We start from the raw sequence: 16,125 nt of genomic DNA, 5'->3' as shown, positions 1-16,125 counted from the left end.
AACTAAAGGAATGACTCGTGAGTGAGATTCGTAACGTCGTGATCGTGGGCTCAGGCCCTTCCGGCTACACGGCCGCCATCTATGCCGCACGGGCTGGCCTCAACCCGCTCGTGATCGCAGGCTCCATCACCGCCGGCGGTGCGCTGATGAACACCACAGAGGTGGAAAACTTCCCAGGGTTCGTGGAAGGCATCCAGGGACCTGAACTGATGCAGACGCTTCAAGGCCAGGCAGAGAAGTTCGGCGCGGAGGTGCTGTTCGACGACGCCACCGCTTTGGACCTCGTTGGCCCCATCAAGCGCATCACGACCGGCATGGGCAAGGTCTTCGAGACACGCTCGGTGATCCTGGCGATGGGTTCCGCCTATCGCGAGATTGGTCTGCCCGACGAGAAGCGCCTCTCCGGCCATGGCGTCAGCTGGTGCGCCACGTGTGACGGATTCTTCTTCCGCGGTCAAGACGTGGTCGTAGTGGGCGGCGGCGACTCCGCGATGGAGGAGGCGACGTTCCTCACTCGTTTCGCCAATAAGGTGACGATTGTGCACCGCCGCGACGAACTGCGTGCCTCCAAGGTGATGGCCGACCGTGCCAAGGCCGATCCCAAGATCGAGTTCGCGTGGAACTCGGCTGTGACCGGCCTCCAAGGCGAACAGAAGCTTTCAGGCGTCGAACTCACCGACACGATCACCGGCGAAGTGCGCACTGTTGCGGCGACGGGGCTTTTTGTCGCGATCGGGCACGACCCTCGCTCAGAACTGGTCAAGGGCGTCGTCGAGGTGGACGAGGCTGGCTACGTGAAGGTCGACGGCGGCACGACGTACACGAGCGTCCCTGGAGTGTTCGCTGCAGGCGACCTGGTGGACAGCCGGTACCGCCAGGCGATCACGGCCGCAGGTACTGGTTGCGCCGCAGCGCTTGACGCCCAGCGGTGGCTTGAGGATCTCGAAGAGCCGGAAGAGGGCTTGGACCAAGTTGCCTTGGTCGAAGGAGGAGCACGATGAGCATGATCGTCAACGCCACGGAAGACACGTTCAAGGCGGAAGTGCTCGAGTCGCCGATGCCTGTCGTCGTCGACTTCTGGGCGGAGTGGTGCGGCCCCTGTCGCGCAGTTGCCCCCATCCTCGACGAGTTGTCCGGCGAGTACGTCGGAAAGATCAAGATCGTCAAGGTGGACACGGAAGCCAACCCTGGTATCGCCATGGCCTACGGCATCACCTCCATCCCGACGATGCACTTCTTCAAGGGCGGCGAGGTCGTGAAGACGCTCGTGGGCGCCCGTCCCAAGGCCGCGCTGCAGACTCAATTTGACGAGGTCATCGGCTAGGGCGACACTCCCCGTCCCCGTTTGGTCATAGGGGACGCCCCCGAGAAGCCGCGTCGGCGTCTCATACCCCAGCATGGTTTTTCGCGCTACCCAACGTTTTTACCCACCCCAATCGTTATTGTGGTGAATGCTCGACGGTGCCGTCGAGTTCCGTTCGTCACCGTCACAACATGGGGGAACCATGCGCACCGTTCACGCTATCTCGGCCGTGGCGGCCAGTTCTTTGGCCGTTGTCCTACTGGCAGGCTGTGGCGGGGGTGACACGGAAGAAGGAACAGAGGACGGCGAGAGCATCACGATCGCTGGCCTTTTGGGCGCGAGCACCGGCGAGGACACAGACTGGGCTGCTCAAGAGGCGCAAGTTCAAGAGGCGATCGCCCAGTGCATGCAGCTCGAGGGTTGGGAGTACATCCCCGTCGAGCAACCTGACGGCGTGTACGAGTACTCGGAAGAGGACGAACTTGAGCGCATCAAGCGCGAGGGGCTCGGAATCGCGTATTACACGCTCTACCAGGGCACTGACGACTTCGTCGACCCCTACCAAGACTGGGTCGACCCCAACCAGGAGTACATGGAGTCGCTGACCGAAGCCGAGCGCGAGGCGTACTACGAGTCGCTGTACGGGACAGAAGAAGAGCAGATGGCCGACTCCACCACCGAGGTTGACCCTGAGACGGGCGAGGAATACACGATCTCCTACGGCTATGGCGCCGGCTGCCAGGGCGAGGCCTACGCAGAGGTCCAAGGCGACGACCCCACGCAGTCCCCCGATTACTGGGAAGCTGCGGAGAAGTACTACACCGAACTTCAAGAGCGCACCGAGGCCGACCCCAGGATCATTGAGGCAAACGAGAAGTGGACCTCGTGCATGTCCGACGCTGGCTTCGAGTACAAGGACCAGAACGACTTCTGGGAGACCAGCTACATGGATTTGCAGACGCGCCACGATGAGATCCTGGGCGACGACTTCTATAAGGACCCCTTCGAGGGCTGGTCGGAGGAAGAGATCAACACCTTCTTCGAGGAGTCCACTCAAGAGGAGATTGACGCCCTCTTCGGCGGGCCACCGGAGCTCACTTCCGAACAGCGCACGGCGCTTGAGGCGCTCCTCGAGGAAGAAATCGGCATCGCCGTGGCCAACCACGAGTGCTCGATTCCCCAACAAGAGACGTTGGGCAAGGTCTACGCCGAGATCGAGGAGCAGTACGCACTCGAGCACGAAGACGAGTTGAAGGCGCTTGCCGCAACGCTTGCTGGCGAGAAGTGAACCGCAACCGCCTGGTCGCTGGATCGCTCGGTTTGGTCGTCGCCGCTGGTGGATTGGGGTGGCTTGCAGGAAGCCGCATCTCTTCCCCAGCAGAGGCTGCGGCGCGCGCCGAGGCTCCAGAGCCCTCCCTGATCACGGTTGCCGTCGACGAGCGCCTACTCTCAGCCGACATCGTCGCGAGAGGAACCATCGACTTCGATGACCCTGTTTCGCTTGCTCTGTCTGGCTCGATCGGCGACACGGAGTCCAAGCAGATCGTCACGATGGTCCCTGAGGTTGGCGCCGAACTTGCTGAGGGCGCTGTGGCACTAGAGGTCTCCGGCAGGCCCGTCATCCTTTTGCAAGGCGAGCTGCCCGTCTACCGTGACTTGCGGCCCGGCTCAAAGGGCGATGACGTCTTGCAGCTCGAGCAGTCGCTCGTGCGCCTCGGGCTCATGAAGGCGGCCGACTCCACGTGGGACAACGCCACCGGCGCGGGCGTTCAGGCCCTGTACGCCCGCGTCGGACATACGGCGAACGCCGCCTCAAGCGACGACAAAGCCCAACTCGACGCGGCGCGAGACCAAGTACGCGCGGCAAACGAGGCCCTCCAGGACGCGCAGCGTGCGATCTCGGAGGCAGGGGGTGCGAGCGGTTCCAGCCTGCTGGAGGCGCAAGCAGCCGTGGCTGATGCTCAAGGCAGTCTGACCATCGCCCAAAACACGAGGACGTCGAGCGTTGGCGCCGCGAATGGCGCGGTCAGCGTGGCGGTGCAAGCGCTCGCCGACGCGGACAACGCCGGTACCCCGGCGGCCGGCAGTGCAGACTACGTGGCGCTCGAGGCGGCGATTGACGACGCGAACAACGCACTGGCGCTGGTGAAGGTCGAGCAAGACGCCGCCGTGGCCGCCACTCAGCGTCAACTCGACATCGCCAAAGCGCGGTTGGCAGAGGCGCGGAACCCAGGAGATGTCACCGCGCTGAACAGGGCTCGCGACGATGCACGGCGCCAGGTCGCAGACGCTACGGAGGCCCTCGTCAGAATCGAATCGACTGTGGGCACCTGGATTCCTGCGGGCGAACTCATCTTCCTCAAGCGCGTGCCAGTGCAGGTCGCGCGCACCGAGGTGGAGCGCGGCGATGAAGTCTCGACCACCTTCATGACCGTGTCGGGCTCAGACATCGCGATGACGATCGGCCTGAGCGAGTCAGAAGCGATGCGCCTGAGCGTCGGCGACACCGTCATCATCGACGAGCCAGACCTGCTCGAGGAGACGATCGAGGCCACCGTGTCCGAGATCCCCGAGGCAGGGAGTTCCGGTCGCGTTCAGGTCACGGTGCTCCTGGACACGGTTCCTGAGACGCTGTTGGGCGCCAACGTGCGCGTCATCATTCCCGTTGAGTCCACGTCCGGCGAAGTGCTCGTGGTGCCAGCCGCAGCCCTCTCCGCGGTGGCAAATGGCGATACGCGGGTCGAAGTCGAAGAGCCCAACGCTCCCGGTACCACCCGCTACGTCACCGTCGTCACCGGCCTTGCCACGGACGGCGTGGTCGAGGTGCGCGCGGTCGAAGGCAAGCTCGTCAAGGGAGACAGGGTCGTCGTTGGCCAGGCCGACATCGGTGGCGTACCGGCGGACGGCGATGAGGGCGAAGACGAGGGCTCAGACCAGGTGTCGGACGAGCCCTCGACCGAAGAGACTCAGGCGGGTTGACGTGGCGCTCACTGGCGCCGCCGAGGACTACGAGGGCGAACTGTCTGTCGTGACGGGCGATGCCCCCGTGCTCGTCCTCGACGGCATCGGCCGCACGTATGCCACGGGCGATGTCGAGGTTTCCGCCTTGACGGACGTGGACCTGACCGTGCATCGCGGGGAGTACGTGTCGGTCGTGGGTCCCTCCGGTTCGGGGAAGTCGACGCTCCTGAACGTCTTGGGGTTGCTTGATAGGCCCAGTTCCGGCTCGTACCGCTTCGAGGGGCTCGAGGTGGCCGATCTTGACGAGGCCGCGCGCACCGCCGTCAGGGGCAGGCGCATCGGCTTTGTCTTTCAGTCGTTCCACCTGCTGTCCCACCGGACGGTGCTCGAGAACGTCACGTTATCGATGCTGTACACCGGCGTCGGGCCAGCCGAGCGAGTCGAGCGGGCCAACGCGGCCCTTGAGTCAGTGGGACTGAGCCACCGAGCGGGGTTCACCCCCACCCGACTGTCCGGCGGCGAGCGTCAGCGCGTGGCCGTCGCGCGGGCAATCGTCGCCGAGCCGGCGCTGCTCCTCGCGGACGAGCCCACAGGAAACCTCGACTCTCATACCTCCGACGCCGTGCTCGCGCTCTTTGACGAGTTGCGGGCGCGCGGTCTCACCATCGTGATGATTACGCACGACGCCTCTGTCGCCTCACGTGCTGACCGCGCGGTGCGCATCAGGGACGGCAGGCTCACCGAGGTCGACTCCGCCGACATGGCACGCGCCGTCGCGCAGATCGGAGACTAGTCGTGAAGCCCACCAAGATGGCGTGGCGAGACCTCGCTACCGAGGCGATCGCTGGTCTCGCTTCTCGCCCTGCTCGCACCCTCCTTACTGTGCTGGGAACCGTGCTTGGCATCGCCGCACTGGTCGCCACCATGGGAATCGCCCAGACGGCAGGCAACCGCATCGTCGGCAACTTCTCGGAGCTCGAGGCGACGAGCATCGAGGTCTCCAATGACGGCGGGTTTTGGGGTGGCGACGGGACGCGCGTCTCGTTCCCCCGGGACGTCGAGGATCGCCTCATGCGCCTCAATGGAGTCACCGCTGCCGGCGTGATGGGCGCGGTGCCCATCGGCGAGGACTTTGCCTCGGCAGTGAAGCTGGACGACCCCTCCGGTCGCAACGAGTTCCAGGTAGACGTGCTTGCCGCCTCTCCAGGCCTACTTGAGGCCGTCAAGGGCACCTTGCGCACAGGTCGATGGTTCGACTCGGGCCACGAAGAGCGCGCCGACGACGTCGTGGTGCTGGGACCCGGCGCGGCTGCTCAGTTGGGCATCTACAGGGTCGATCAGCAGCCTGTTGTCTTCTTGGGCGATCGCCCCTTTGTGGTGATGGGTATTTTGGCCGATGTGGCCAGGCAGAGCGACTTGCTTGGTGCGATCATCATGCCGGAGGCGACCGCGCGCAAGCACTACGAGTACACGAGCGCGTCGACCGTCCAGATCGATGTGCAGATCGGGGCCGCAGAGCTCATTGGCGCCCAGGCGCCCATCGCGCTGAACCCCGACAATCCCGACGCCTATCGCGTGCGCACACCTCCGTCTCCTGATGCGCTTCGCAACAGGGTCGAGAGCGACGCGAACGCGCTCTTCCTCATTCTCGGCGCGGTGTCGCTCCTGGTAGGCGCGATTGGTATCGCCAACGTGACCCTCGTCTCCGTGCTCGAAAGGGTGGGTGAGATCGGCCTTCGCCGCGCCGTCGGCGCCCGCCGCCGTCACATCGCGACGCAGTTCCTCGTGGAATCGACAGCAATGGGTTTGGTCGGCGGGGTGATTGGAGCAACAGCAGGCATCCTGATCGTGGTGGGCTTGGCCGCGTCCCGCGACTGGACTCCCGTGCTCTCTCCCCTGATTCCCTTCGGCGCTCCGCTGCTTGGCGCGCTGACAGGGTTGATCGCTGGCGTGTACCCGTCCCTTCGGGCGGCCTCGCTCGAGCCGGTTGAAGCACTGCGTTCAGGAACGTAAGGTCCTTCCGCCGCATTGGCCGCTCCTGCGACACGGGGCCAACAACCAAGGACTGGACCGTGCGATGAGCGCCGCTGTCGTGGAAGACTGGCGCCCATGACTCACTCGGACACCGGCGGCACCAGGCTCGACCCTTGGTTGGGTTCGTACGCCGCCCGCGCGCACAACATGCGCGCCTCCGAGATTCGCGCGCTCTTCGCCGTGGCCTCACGTCCCGAGGTGGTCTCGCTCGCCGGTGGCATGCCGTTCATCGGTGGGCTCCCGCTGGAGGAGATCGGCGAGATGATGCGTCGCCTCATCGTCGAGCAAGGCGAGATGGCCCTCCAATACGGTTCTGGGCAGGGCTACGAGCCGCTGCGAGAGCACATCACCCAAGTGATGGCGCTTGAAGGCATCCACGCCCATCCCGACGACGTGGTGGTCACCACCGGCTCGCAACAGGCTCTCGATCTGGTCACCAAGATCTTCATCAACCCTGGCGACGTCATCGTGGCCGAGGCGCCTTCCTACGTGGGCGCCCTTGGAGTCTTCCGTGCCCATGAGGCGGACGTGGTCCACGTGCCCATGGACGCCGACGGATTGGTGCCAGAGGCGCTTGAGTCGGCCTTGGCGCAGTTGGCCGCCGAGGGTCGCACCGTGAAGTTTCTCTACACCGTCCCCAACTTCCACAACCCTGGCGGCGTCACCCTGTCCCTCGAGCGTCGGCCGTTGATCCTTGAGATCTGCCAGCGCTACGGCGTGCTGGTGCTGGAGGACAACCCTTACGGCCTGCTGGGTTTTGACTCCGAGCCGCTGCCGGCGCTGCGGTCCATGGACGAGGACGGCGTCATCTACCTGGGGTCCTTTTCCAAGACCTTCGCTCCGGGATTCCGCGTGGGCTGGGCGGTCGCACCGCATGCCGTGCGCGAGAAGCTCGTACTTGCGTCGGAGGCCGCGATCCTGTGCCCCTCGAACGCCTCGCAGATGGCCATCTCGAGCTACCTGGATCACCACGACTGGCAAGGCCAGATCAAGAAGTTCAGGGAGCAGTACAGAGAGCGCAGGGACGCGATGATCTCCGCTCTTGAAGAGTTCATGCCGGAGGCCTCGTGGAACGTCCCTGACGGGGGCTTCTACGTGTGGGTGACGTTGCCAGAGGGGCTTGACGCGAAGTCGATGCTGCCTCGCGCGGTCACCGCCCGCGTCGCATACGTGCCTGGCACTGCGTTCTACTACGACGGTACCGGGGCTAGTCACATGCGGCTCTCGTATTGCTACCCCACTCCCGAGCGCATCAGGGAGGGCGTCCGACGGCTTGCCGGCGTCGTCGATGCGGAGATGGAGACCGTCAAGATCTTTGGGCGCAGCGCAACCGGCGCGACGTCAACCGTTGAGTTCCCGTCGCCGGACTTGGCATGAGCGACGCGGCCGTGATGTGGGAGGAGACAACATGCAGGTGCTGATTCTTGCTGGCGGGCTGTCGCATGAGCGCGATGTCTCGATCCGTTCGGGGCGTCGCGTCTGGGAGGCGCTCGAAGAGCGTGGCATCAAGGCCACCGTCACGGATGTCGACACCTCCTTGCTCCCGAATTTGCGCAGCCTTGACGATGTTGTGGTGTGGCCATTGCTTCACGGCGCCTCTGGTGAGGATGGCTCGCTCCAGGCCCTCCTCGAACTCGTGGATGCTCCCTTCGTGGGAACCGGCTCTCGAGAAGCTCGCGTCGCCTGGGTGAAGCCCGTCGCCAAGGCCGTGTTCGCACGCGCCGGCGTCTCGACCCCCGACTACGTCACCCTGCCTCAATCGCTGTTCAGGGAGGTGGGAGCCGACCAGGTCCTTCAGGCCCTGCTCGCGAAGTTCTCGCTGCCGCTCGTGGTGAAGCCAGCGCGCGGCGGATCTGCTCTCGGGGTGTCTCTCGTCACGGAGGCCGACGCTCTCGCCCAAGCCATGGTCAGGTGCTTCGCCTATGGCGATCAGGCCATGATCGAGCGCGCCGTCTCGGGGACCGAGGTGGCGGTTTCCGTCGTCGGGCATGGTGACGGCGCCACCGTGCTTCCCGCCGTGGAGATCGCGTGCGACGGGCCGTATGACTATGACGCCCGCTACAACCCTGGTCGGGTTGAGTACTTCGCCCCTGCGCGCCTCGACCCCGCCGGAGCGGCCGCAGTCGAGAAGGCCGCCCTGGCCGTGCACCGCACCATGGGCCTTCGCGACCTCTCGCGGATCGACATGATCGTCGACGACGCAGGCGTCGCTCAGGTGATCGACATCAACATCGCTCCTGGAATGACCGAGACGTCCCTGTTCCCGCAAGCCGTCGAGGCCTCCGGCCAGGAGCTTGGCGCACTCTACGCGCAGATCATCGAGGGCGCGGCCAGACGCTAGCTGCCGAAGCCCTGCTCCTTGGGGTTGATGATCTTGGCGATCCTGTTGAGATCCTCCACGGTGGCGAACTCCACCGTGATGCGCCCCTTGGTGCTACCCAGTTGCACCTTGACCCTGGTGTCAAGGTGGTCTCCCAGCCTCGCGGAAAGGTCATCGAGAGCCGCTGTACGCCCGCCTGGGCGCACGGAACCCTGCTTGGGCTTCGCGACCTTGACCCCCAAGGTGACGGCCTCCTCCGTGGCGCGCACTGACATGCCCTCGGCGACGATCTTGGTGGCGAGCTGATCCATCGCCTGCGGGCTGTCGAGGGTGAGCAGAGCGCGCGCGTGTCCCGCGCTCAGTACCCCGGCCGCCACCCGCTTCTGCACAGATGGCGGCAGTTTCAACAGGCGCAAGGTATTCGTGATCTGCGGACGCGATCGGCTGATGCGCTCGGCGAGCTGCTCATGCGTGATCCCGAAGTCGTCGAGGAGCTGCTGGTAGGCGGCGGCTTCTTCTAGTGGGTTGAGCTGGGAGCGGTGCAGGTTCTCCACGAGCGCGTCACGGAGCAGGTCCACGTCGTCGGTGCTGCGTACGATCGCCGGGATCTCAGAAAGGCCTGCCTCGCGGGTGGCCCGCAACCGGCGCTCACCCATGATGAGCTCGAAGCCCTCCCCTTCCGGGTTGGGCCGCACCACGATCGGCTGAAGGACGCCGATCTCTTTGATCGAGCCCACCAGTTCGGCGAGGGCCTCCGAGTCGAAGATCTGTCGGGGCTGCCGTGGATTCGGCACGACCGTCGCGGGGTCAATGTAGGCGAACCTGGCGCCGGGTACGGGGCGCAGCGCATCGTCGTCTTGCGCTTCAGCGGGCGTGAGCGCGACGGCCGATGCCGGTTCGATGGCCTCTTCCGGCACGCGCGGAATCGCCGCCGTGTCCGAGAAGAAGACGTCGCGCGGTCGGGCACCTTGGCGAGGCGATTCGGCGCCTTCTGTCGCTTCTGGCTCCGTGGGAATCAACGCGCCCAGGCCGCGGCCGAGGCCTCGCTTCGGGTTGCTCACTGCGTACCTCCTGCGGCGACGCCGCGCTCGGCCAACTCCTTCGCTGCGGCGAGATACGCCACAGCGCCTGGGGAGTGGGGGTCGTGGGTGATCACTGTCTTGCCGAAGCTTGGCGCCTCGGAGACCCTGACCGAACGGGGAATTGTCTGGGGAAAGGTCTCGCCAGGGAAGTGGCTCCGGACCTCATGAGCAACCTCGCGCGCCAGGTTGGTGCGCTGATCGAACATCGTCAACACGATGCTCGACACATGGATCGCGGGGTTCAAGTGCTTCTTAACCATCTCGATGGTCTTCATGAGTTGCGTCAGACCCTCCAACGCGTAGTACTCACACTGGATCGGGATGAGGACCTCGGTTGCCACCACCATGGCGTTGAGCGTCAGCAGTCCGAGCGAGGGAGGGCAGTCGATGAACACGTAGTCGAGTTGTCTGCCCTCGCGCTCGAGGAGTTCGGCGACCGCTCCGTGGAGGCGGTACTCCCTGCGCACCGCAGACACCAATTCGATGTCGGCCCCGGCGAGGTCGATGGTCGCCGGCACGCACCACAGTGTGGGAAGGTCGGGGCATCGCTGGGCGACGGAGGCGAGCGGGGCGTCGTCGAGCAGCGCCTCGTAGATCGATGGGGTGCCCGCACGATGCTCAACTCCCAGAGCCGTCGAGGCATTTCCTTGTGGATCGGCGTCGATCACTAGCACGTTCGCGCCCTTGCTGGCGAGGGCCGCAGCCATGTTCACCGACGTGGTCGTTTTTCCGACGCCGCCCTTCTGGTTGGAGACGGCAATCACGCGAGTGCGAGGGGGCCTCGGGAAGTCCGTGGCTTCAAGCGAGCGCCGGAGCCGCTCGGTCTCAAGCAGCTCCGCGGCCAGAGGCGAGTCGAGGTCTGCCTCGATTCCACTGAAGGGATCATTGTCGCGGTTCGCGACGGGAGCAGGAGCGGTGTGCTGCTCCCCCATCGGCGCATACGGGGGCACGTGTGCTCTGCTCCCGGAGCCCCCGAGCGCGCCGTGGTTACTGCCGTCAAGATCGGAGTGACCGAGGGTCGGCGTCGTCGGAGACGTCGGCTCCTGAGCGGGTTCGGTCACGCGGTACTCCTTGTGTTCTGGTCGGGGCAAGGGCCAATGTTTCACGTGAAACACCACCATCGCAAACGCATCGAGTGCAAGTTATGCACACTCTTCCTGGGGACGAGTGGATCCTCAGTCTGGCCTGTGGACAAGCCCCGTCCAGGCCAGCCCAACTCGATCAGCGCGGCTGTGGATAACCTGGGGAAAGAAAACTCTCGGAGATTTCTCTACTCGCGCATCAAGCGGACCACCGTCGTTGGCTCGAGCCCCTCGAGGGTCGGTGCGGACTCGATCTTCGCGGTGAGTCGCGCCTTCCTTAATGCGTACTTGGCGCGCTCTATCTCCGCGCCGACACTGCGGCCCTTGAGAAGCGCCATCTCACCGTTCGGAGCCACGAGAGGGAGGCACCACTTGATGAGCTTGTCGAGCGAGGCGACGGCACGCGCCGTCAGAAAGTCCGCCGTCACCGTTGCGCTCACCTCTTCGGCTCGCCCCCTGACCACCGCGACATTCTCGAGCCCGACGTCAGCGGCGGCCTCCTCGAGCCAGGCAACCCGGCGCTCCATTGGCTCGACCAGGGTCACCTCTCGGTCAGGAAGCATCGCCGCTATCACCAGACCGGGTAAACCGGCCCCTGAACCGACGTCCACGATCCGCCCCGCACCAAGGAAGGGCACTACCGCCGCGGAGTTCAGGATGTGTCTCTCCCAGAGGCGATCGAGTTCCCGCGGTCCGATGAGCCCACGGGTCTCGCCCTGATCGGCCAGCAGCTTTGCAAAGCCCTCGACGGAGTCGAATCGGTCCCCAAAGAACGCTCGCAGCTTGGTGGGGCCAAGGGCCTCAAAGTCTGTGAGAGCGGCGCGATCCGCGACATCGTCCTTCGGTCCTGACGCCGAGGGTTTCGGCGTGTCCGGTGTCTGCGGCTCCATCGCTTGACTTCCCCTATCGTGTCCGTGGCATCCCGCCTCGTCGCTGATTCTCCTTGCCGCCGCGCAGATGTTTCACGTGAAACATGTCCCCTCGCGTCGCTTGAGAAGAGTGTTTCACGTGAAACCTACTGACGGCACACCGCGCGCGTTTGCGGTCCAAGCTGACATCGAGGCGCATGCCCATCGGCCTCGGCGCCTACTTCCGAAACACGAAAGCCCCGTGAAGTGGGACTCTCAGCGGGCTACTACTGAGGCACACCTCGCGAGGCGATCGTTCTTGCTGATGTTTCACGTGAAACATCATCTGTTGCTCTACTCCGCTGGCTTGATCACCACGTGCCGGTGGGGGTCCTCACCGTCGGACTCCGAAACGAGCCCCGCCTCCAGGACGACGTCGTGAACCACCTTGCGCTCAAATGCGTTCATGGGTGCCATCGCGACGGCAGTGCCCTTCTCGCGGACCTCGGCGATCGCAGCCCTGGCCTTCTCCGCCAATTGCTCCTTGCGCCCGGCCCGGAAGTCGGCGATGTCGAGCATGAGGCGGCTCATGTTCCCCGTCTCCGACTGCACCGCCAAGCGCGCGAGATCCTGGAGCGCCTCAAGGACCTCGCCGTCAGGCCCAACGAGCCGCTTCATGTCCTGATTGGGTCCGTCGGCCACGACGGCAACCTTGGGCCGCCCCGCCTCGACAGAGATGTCGATGTCACCATCCATGTCCAGGATGTCGAGCAGTTCCTCGAGGAAGTCGGCGGCGATGTCGCCCTCGTTCTCGAGGGCCTTGCGAGTTTCGTCAGTCATCATGGTCCTTGCTCGATGGGGCCACCCGTACGGCGGCCTACGACTATTGGGAATCAGAGTCCGCGTCGGGCGACGCGTCCGCCGCTTCTGCTGGCTTCGAAGCAGCGCCGGCTTGCGTCGCCTTCGCCGGCCCCTTCTTGCCCTTCTTGCGCTTGGGCTGCTGGCGCTGCCGGTTACGGCGCTCCTCCTCGGCGGCGGCCGCGGCGGCCTCCTCCTCGGCACGAGCCTCTTCCAGCGTGCGCCCGTCAATGGTGAGTCCCTTGCGCGCGGCCTTTTCCGTCTTTCGGGCAATGAGCGCCTTCTCGGCCTCCGAGCCTGGAGTGGGGTTGCGGCGGATCACGTAGAACTGCTGACCCATCGACCACGCGTTGGAAATGGTCCAGTAGATCAGCACACCGATAGGGAAGTTGGGGCCAGAGAGCACAAAGATGAACGGCAACGCGTACAGCAGAATCTTCTGCTGCTGAGCCATGGGGCCCTCAAGCGCTGAGGCCGGCATGTTCTTGAACGTCAGCTGGCGCTGGCTGAAGAACGTGGTCGCCACCATCGTCACGATGAGCACGGCCGCGATCCAGCGCGTGGCCGACGTGTCAGCGCCAAGGAAGGTGTCGGAGAGTTTCGCTCCGAAGAGCGTCGCATCCATCGCCTGTTGACGGAGCGTGTCAGACAGCAGTCCAATGGACTCCCCGTCCTCTTTCAACCGATTATTGAGCACACGGAAGAGCGAGAAGAAGATCGGCATCTGAAGCAGCAGCGGCAGGCACGACGCGAAAGGATTGGTCTTGTGCTCCGAGTACAAGGCCATGGTCTCTTTGGTCATCGCCTCTCGCGAGGCCTGATCCTTCTTGCCCTTGTACTTGTCTTGGATCTTGCGCAGATCGGGGGCGATGACCTGCATCGACCGTTGCGCCTTGATCTGGCGCACAAACACCGGGATGAGCGCCATGCGAATCACCGCGGTGAGACCCACAATAGACAGGGCCCAGGTCAGACCCGAGGCGGGGTCCATACCCAAGAACTCAAGCCCTTGGTGCACCAACACCATGATGTTGGCAACCACCCACTCGATGGGCATCAACAGGGATAAGAGCGCGTCCACAGAGGATTCCTTACGTAGCTACTGATGAAGTCTGGTGGTGGTGCCTGAACAGCGGCTCGCCAACCGGCGGCACTTCGTCGACCCCGCCGTTGCTCCACGGGTTACAGCGAAGCACCCTCCACGCTGCCAGCACCGTACCGCGCAATGCGCCGTGCCGGCTCACAGCTTCCAAGCCGTAGTGCGAACACGAGGGGTAGTACTTGCAGGTGGGGCCGATCAACGGCGAGACAACGAGTTGATAGAGACGAATGGCGCCCATCAGCACGAGCGCGGGTAGCCGCACCACTGCGGTCACGACGCTCATACGGCCGCCTTCGTCAGCGCGCGGCCGACGGCGTTCGATACATCGGATCGGAGCTCATCGAACGATGCCGACGCAGCGTCGGGAAGCGCGCGAACCACCACCTTCGTACCTTGCGGGAGGCGGGTCAATTCGCCCGACATGATCGCGCGAAAGCGGCGGGTGACTCGATTGCGCACCACAGCGCCTCCTACCGCACGAGAAACAGCGAAACCGGCCATGCTGTTCGCATCACCGGTTCTCACTAGGTAAACCACCGCAGTACGGGTGCCGGCCTTCGCTCCTTGGCGCATCGTGAGGCGAAACTCCTCCGCGCGCCGAAGCCGCTGACCGGCCGAGAGCACTACGCCGACAGGGCGTCGCGACCCCTACGACGACGGGCCTTCAAGATCGCACGCCCGGCACGGGTGCGCATGCGCAGGCGGAAGCCGTGCGTCTTGGCACGCTTGCGGTTGTTCGGCTGAAAAGTCCGCTTGCTCACGGGGAAACTCCACGACTGTTAGGGAAGGTCAAATAGCGCACTTACGTTACGCGCTGGCGGCCCACCGGTCAAATCTCCACCGGGCCGTTGGACCATCGGCCCAAACGGTATAGGCTCCCTCATCAGCACAGGTTGCCGCGGAGCGACACGCCGCAGCACCAAAATGACGATTGGGTAACGCGGTCCTCACCGGCTGTGTACAAGACTGTGGAAAGGGGGGTACCGCGTGGCAAAGGACGAGTCCGTGAACAGCATTGAAGATGTCTGGTCTCGCGCCGTCAGCCGACTGTACTCCGATGATTCCACCACCGCGCAACAGCGATCTTTCTTGCGCCTGATCAAGCCGCTCGCCGTGGTTGAGGACAATGTCTTCCTCGCCGTGTCGGAAGAGTTCACCAAGAGCTACATCGAGTCGACACTGCGGGCGCCCATCACTGAGGCTCTCAGCGAAGTTCTCGACCTCGATATCCGCATTGCCGTTACGGTCGACTCGTCCATCACGCCGCCGGCCCTTCCCGACGAAGAGCCCGCTCAGCCGTCCCGTGAGCGAAGGCCATCGGCAGCGCCTGTGGCGCCTGCGGTGGAAGACCCTCATCTGAATCCTCGCTACACCTTCGACACCTTTGTTCCTGGATCATCCAATCGCTTCGCCCACGCCGCGGCCCTGGCGGTCGCCGAGAGCCCCGGCAAGACGTACAACCCGCTCTTCATCTATGGCGACTCCGGACTTGGCAAGACTCACTTGCTGCACGCGATCGGCCACTACACGCGCCAGATCAAGCCTCAGACCAGGGTCAGGTACGTGAACTCAGAGGAGTTCACCAACGATTTCATTAACTCGATTCGCGACGATCGTTCGCTCAGCTTCAAGCGCACGTACCGCGAGGTTGACGTACTGCTCGTAGACGACATCCAGTTTCTGCAAGGCAAGGAACAGACTCTTGAGGAGTTCTTCCATACCTTCAATGCCTTGCACAACGCTGGCAAGCACGTGGTCATCACGTCCGACGTCTCGCCACGCAACTTGAACGGCATCGAGGAGCGCATGCGCACCCGCTTCGAGTGGGGCCTGATGACGGACGTCCAGCCACCGGACCTTGAGACGCGTATCGCCATTCTTCGAAAGAAGGCACAAGCCGACGACGTTCAGGCTCCGCCAGACGTGCTCGAGTACATCGCCTCCAACATCACGAGTAACATCCGGGAGCTTGAAGGCGCGCTCATCAGGGTCACGGCTTTTGCAGCGCTCAACAAGCAGCAGGTGGATCTCTCCCTCGCTCAGGTTGTGCTCAAGGACCTCATCAGCGATGACGACTCGGAGATCACCGCGTCGAGCATCATCGGGAAGACCGCCGAGTACTTCGGGATCACGATGGAAGAGCTCACCGGCACATCGCGATCACGTGTATTTGTGACGGCTCGTCAGATCGCGATGTACCTGTGTCGCCAGCTCACTGATCTCTCGCTACCCAAGATCGGCGAACACTTTGGCGGCAAGGACCACACGACGGTCATGTACGCAGTGAAGAAGGTCGAAGACCAGATCGCGCAGCGTCGTCAGATGTACAACCAGGTCAACGAAATCCACGCGCGGATCAAGCAGCAGTCACGCGGCTGAGCCGAAGCGGCATTTGTCCGTTTTAGCCGCCCCCCAAACTATGACTCACACATGTGGATAACCCTGTGCATATCCTCGGGACGCCTTCTCATCCACAAGGGACAGCCTGTGTACGAACGACAAGTTCTTGTGAGTCAATCTCGTTCGTTCACAGCC

General features: G+C 64.0%; 17 protein-coding genes. 9 read left to right on the top strand and 8 right to left on the bottom strand.

Going from position 1 to position 16,125, the window contains the following annotated elements; genetic code table 11:
- The first annotated feature begins 17 nt into the window (after positions 1-17).
- The 8 genes from trxB to LGT36_RS11985 all read left to right on the top strand — a co-directional run bounded on the left by trxB (position 18) and on the right by LGT36_RS11985 (position 8,639).
- A complete protein-coding gene (gene trxB, locus LGT36_RS12020) occupies positions 18-1,001 on the top strand; it encodes a thioredoxin-disulfide reductase (protein WP_226264572.1) in 984 nt (327 codons plus the stop codon).
- Positions 998-1,324 (top strand): thioredoxin, encoded by a 327-nt coding sequence (gene trxA / locus LGT36_RS12015; RefSeq protein ID WP_226094565.1) that lies wholly within the window; start codon positions 998-1,000, stop codon positions 1,322-1,324. The genes trxB and trxA overlap by 4 nt, the downstream gene beginning before the upstream one ends.
- Positions 1,325-1,505: 181 nt before the next feature.
- Positions 1,506-2,591 carry a hypothetical protein gene (locus LGT36_RS12010; protein WP_226096520.1) on the top strand — a complete coding sequence of 362 codons (1,086 nt, stop codon included), beginning with the start codon at positions 1,506-1,508 and terminating at the stop codon, positions 2,589-2,591.
- Positions 2,588-4,282 (top strand): hypothetical protein, encoded by a 1,695-nt coding sequence (locus tag LGT36_RS12005; protein WP_226096521.1) that lies wholly within the window; start codon positions 2,588-2,590, stop codon positions 4,280-4,282. Before LGT36_RS12010 ends, LGT36_RS12005 begins: the two co-directional genes overlap by 4 nt.
- Position 4,283: 1 nt before the next feature.
- The gene (locus tag LGT36_RS12000; protein ID WP_226096522.1) at positions 4,284-5,057 is read left to right on the top strand and encodes an ABC transporter ATP-binding protein; all 774 of its coding nucleotides are present in this window, start codon (positions 4,284-4,286) and stop codon (positions 5,055-5,057) included.
- Positions 5,058-5,059: 2 nt separating this feature from the next.
- Positions 5,060-6,277, top strand: a complete 1,218-nt coding sequence (locus LGT36_RS11995; RefSeq protein ID WP_226096523.1) for an ABC transporter permease — start codon at positions 5,060-5,062, stop codon at positions 6,275-6,277.
- A 96-nt stretch (positions 6,278-6,373) separates the two neighbouring features.
- Positions 6,374-7,675 (top strand): PLP-dependent aminotransferase family protein, encoded by a 1,302-nt coding sequence (locus LGT36_RS11990; protein WP_226096524.1) that lies wholly within the window; start codon positions 6,374-6,376, stop codon positions 7,673-7,675.
- A 31-nt stretch (positions 7,676-7,706) separates the two neighbouring features.
- Entirely contained in the window at positions 7,707-8,639 is a 933-nt protein-coding gene (locus tag LGT36_RS11985; RefSeq protein ID WP_226096525.1) for a D-alanine--D-alanine ligase, read from the top strand.
- Here the strand turns inward: LGT36_RS11985 and LGT36_RS11980 are convergent.
- The 8 genes from LGT36_RS11980 to rpmH all read right to left on the bottom strand — a co-directional run bounded on the left by LGT36_RS11980 (position 8,636) and on the right by rpmH (position 14,351).
- A complete protein-coding gene (locus tag LGT36_RS11980) occupies positions 8,636-9,679 on the bottom strand; it encodes a ParB/RepB/Spo0J family partition protein (protein ID WP_226096526.1) in 1,044 nt (347 codons plus the stop codon). The genes LGT36_RS11985 and LGT36_RS11980 overlap by 4 nt on opposite strands.
- On the bottom strand, positions 9,676-10,761 hold the full coding sequence (locus LGT36_RS11975) for a ParA family protein (RefSeq protein ID WP_305881760.1): 1,086 nt from the start codon (positions 10,759-10,761) through the stop codon (positions 9,676-9,678). Before LGT36_RS11975 ends, LGT36_RS11980 begins: the two co-directional genes overlap by 4 nt.
- Positions 10,762-10,970: 209 nt before the next feature.
- Positions 10,971-11,672 carry a 16S rRNA (guanine(527)-N(7))-methyltransferase RsmG gene (rsmG, locus tag LGT36_RS11970; RefSeq protein ID WP_226096527.1) on the bottom strand — a complete coding sequence of 234 codons (702 nt, stop codon included), beginning with the start codon at positions 11,670-11,672 and terminating at the stop codon, positions 10,971-10,973.
- 312 nt (positions 11,673-11,984) lie between these two features.
- Positions 11,985-12,470: a R3H domain-containing nucleic acid-binding protein gene (locus LGT36_RS11965; protein ID WP_226096528.1), complete on the bottom strand. Its 486-nt coding sequence runs from the start codon at positions 12,468-12,470 to the stop codon at positions 11,985-11,987.
- Positions 12,471-12,513: 43 nt separating this feature from the next.
- Positions 12,514-13,569, bottom strand: coding sequence for a membrane protein insertase YidC (yidC, locus tag LGT36_RS11960; protein ID WP_226096529.1), 1,056 nt, complete (start codon positions 13,567-13,569; stop codon positions 12,514-12,516).
- A 10-nt stretch (positions 13,570-13,579) separates the two neighbouring features.
- Positions 13,580-13,873, bottom strand: a complete 294-nt coding sequence (gene yidD, locus LGT36_RS11955; RefSeq protein WP_226096530.1) for a membrane protein insertion efficiency factor YidD — start codon at positions 13,871-13,873, stop codon at positions 13,580-13,582.
- Positions 13,870-14,214 carry a ribonuclease P protein component gene (gene rnpA, locus LGT36_RS11950; RefSeq protein WP_226096531.1) on the bottom strand — a complete coding sequence of 115 codons (345 nt, stop codon included), beginning with the start codon at positions 14,212-14,214 and terminating at the stop codon, positions 13,870-13,872. The genes yidD and rnpA overlap by 4 nt, the downstream gene beginning before the upstream one ends.
- On the bottom strand, positions 14,214-14,351 hold the full coding sequence (rpmH, locus tag LGT36_RS11945; protein ID WP_226096532.1) for a 50S ribosomal protein L34: 138 nt from the start codon (positions 14,349-14,351) through the stop codon (positions 14,214-14,216). Before rpmH ends, rnpA begins: the two co-directional genes overlap by 1 nt.
- Before the next feature lie 226 nt (positions 14,352-14,577).
- On the opposite strand from rpmH, the gene dnaA reads away from it, so the two are divergent.
- Positions 14,578-15,969, top strand: coding sequence for a chromosomal replication initiator protein DnaA (gene dnaA / locus LGT36_RS11940; protein ID WP_370634297.1), 1,392 nt, complete (start codon positions 14,578-14,580; stop codon positions 15,967-15,969).
- Positions 15,970-16,125: the final 156 nt, after the last annotated feature.

Origin of the sequence: Demequina sp. TMPB413 (genome assembly GCF_020447105.2) — a bacterium.
Lineage (GTDB): Bacteria > Actinomycetota > Actinomycetes > Actinomycetales > Demequinaceae > Demequina.
Note: the sequence above shows the minus strand (reverse complement) of the source record. Positions and strands in the feature narration are given on the sequence as shown.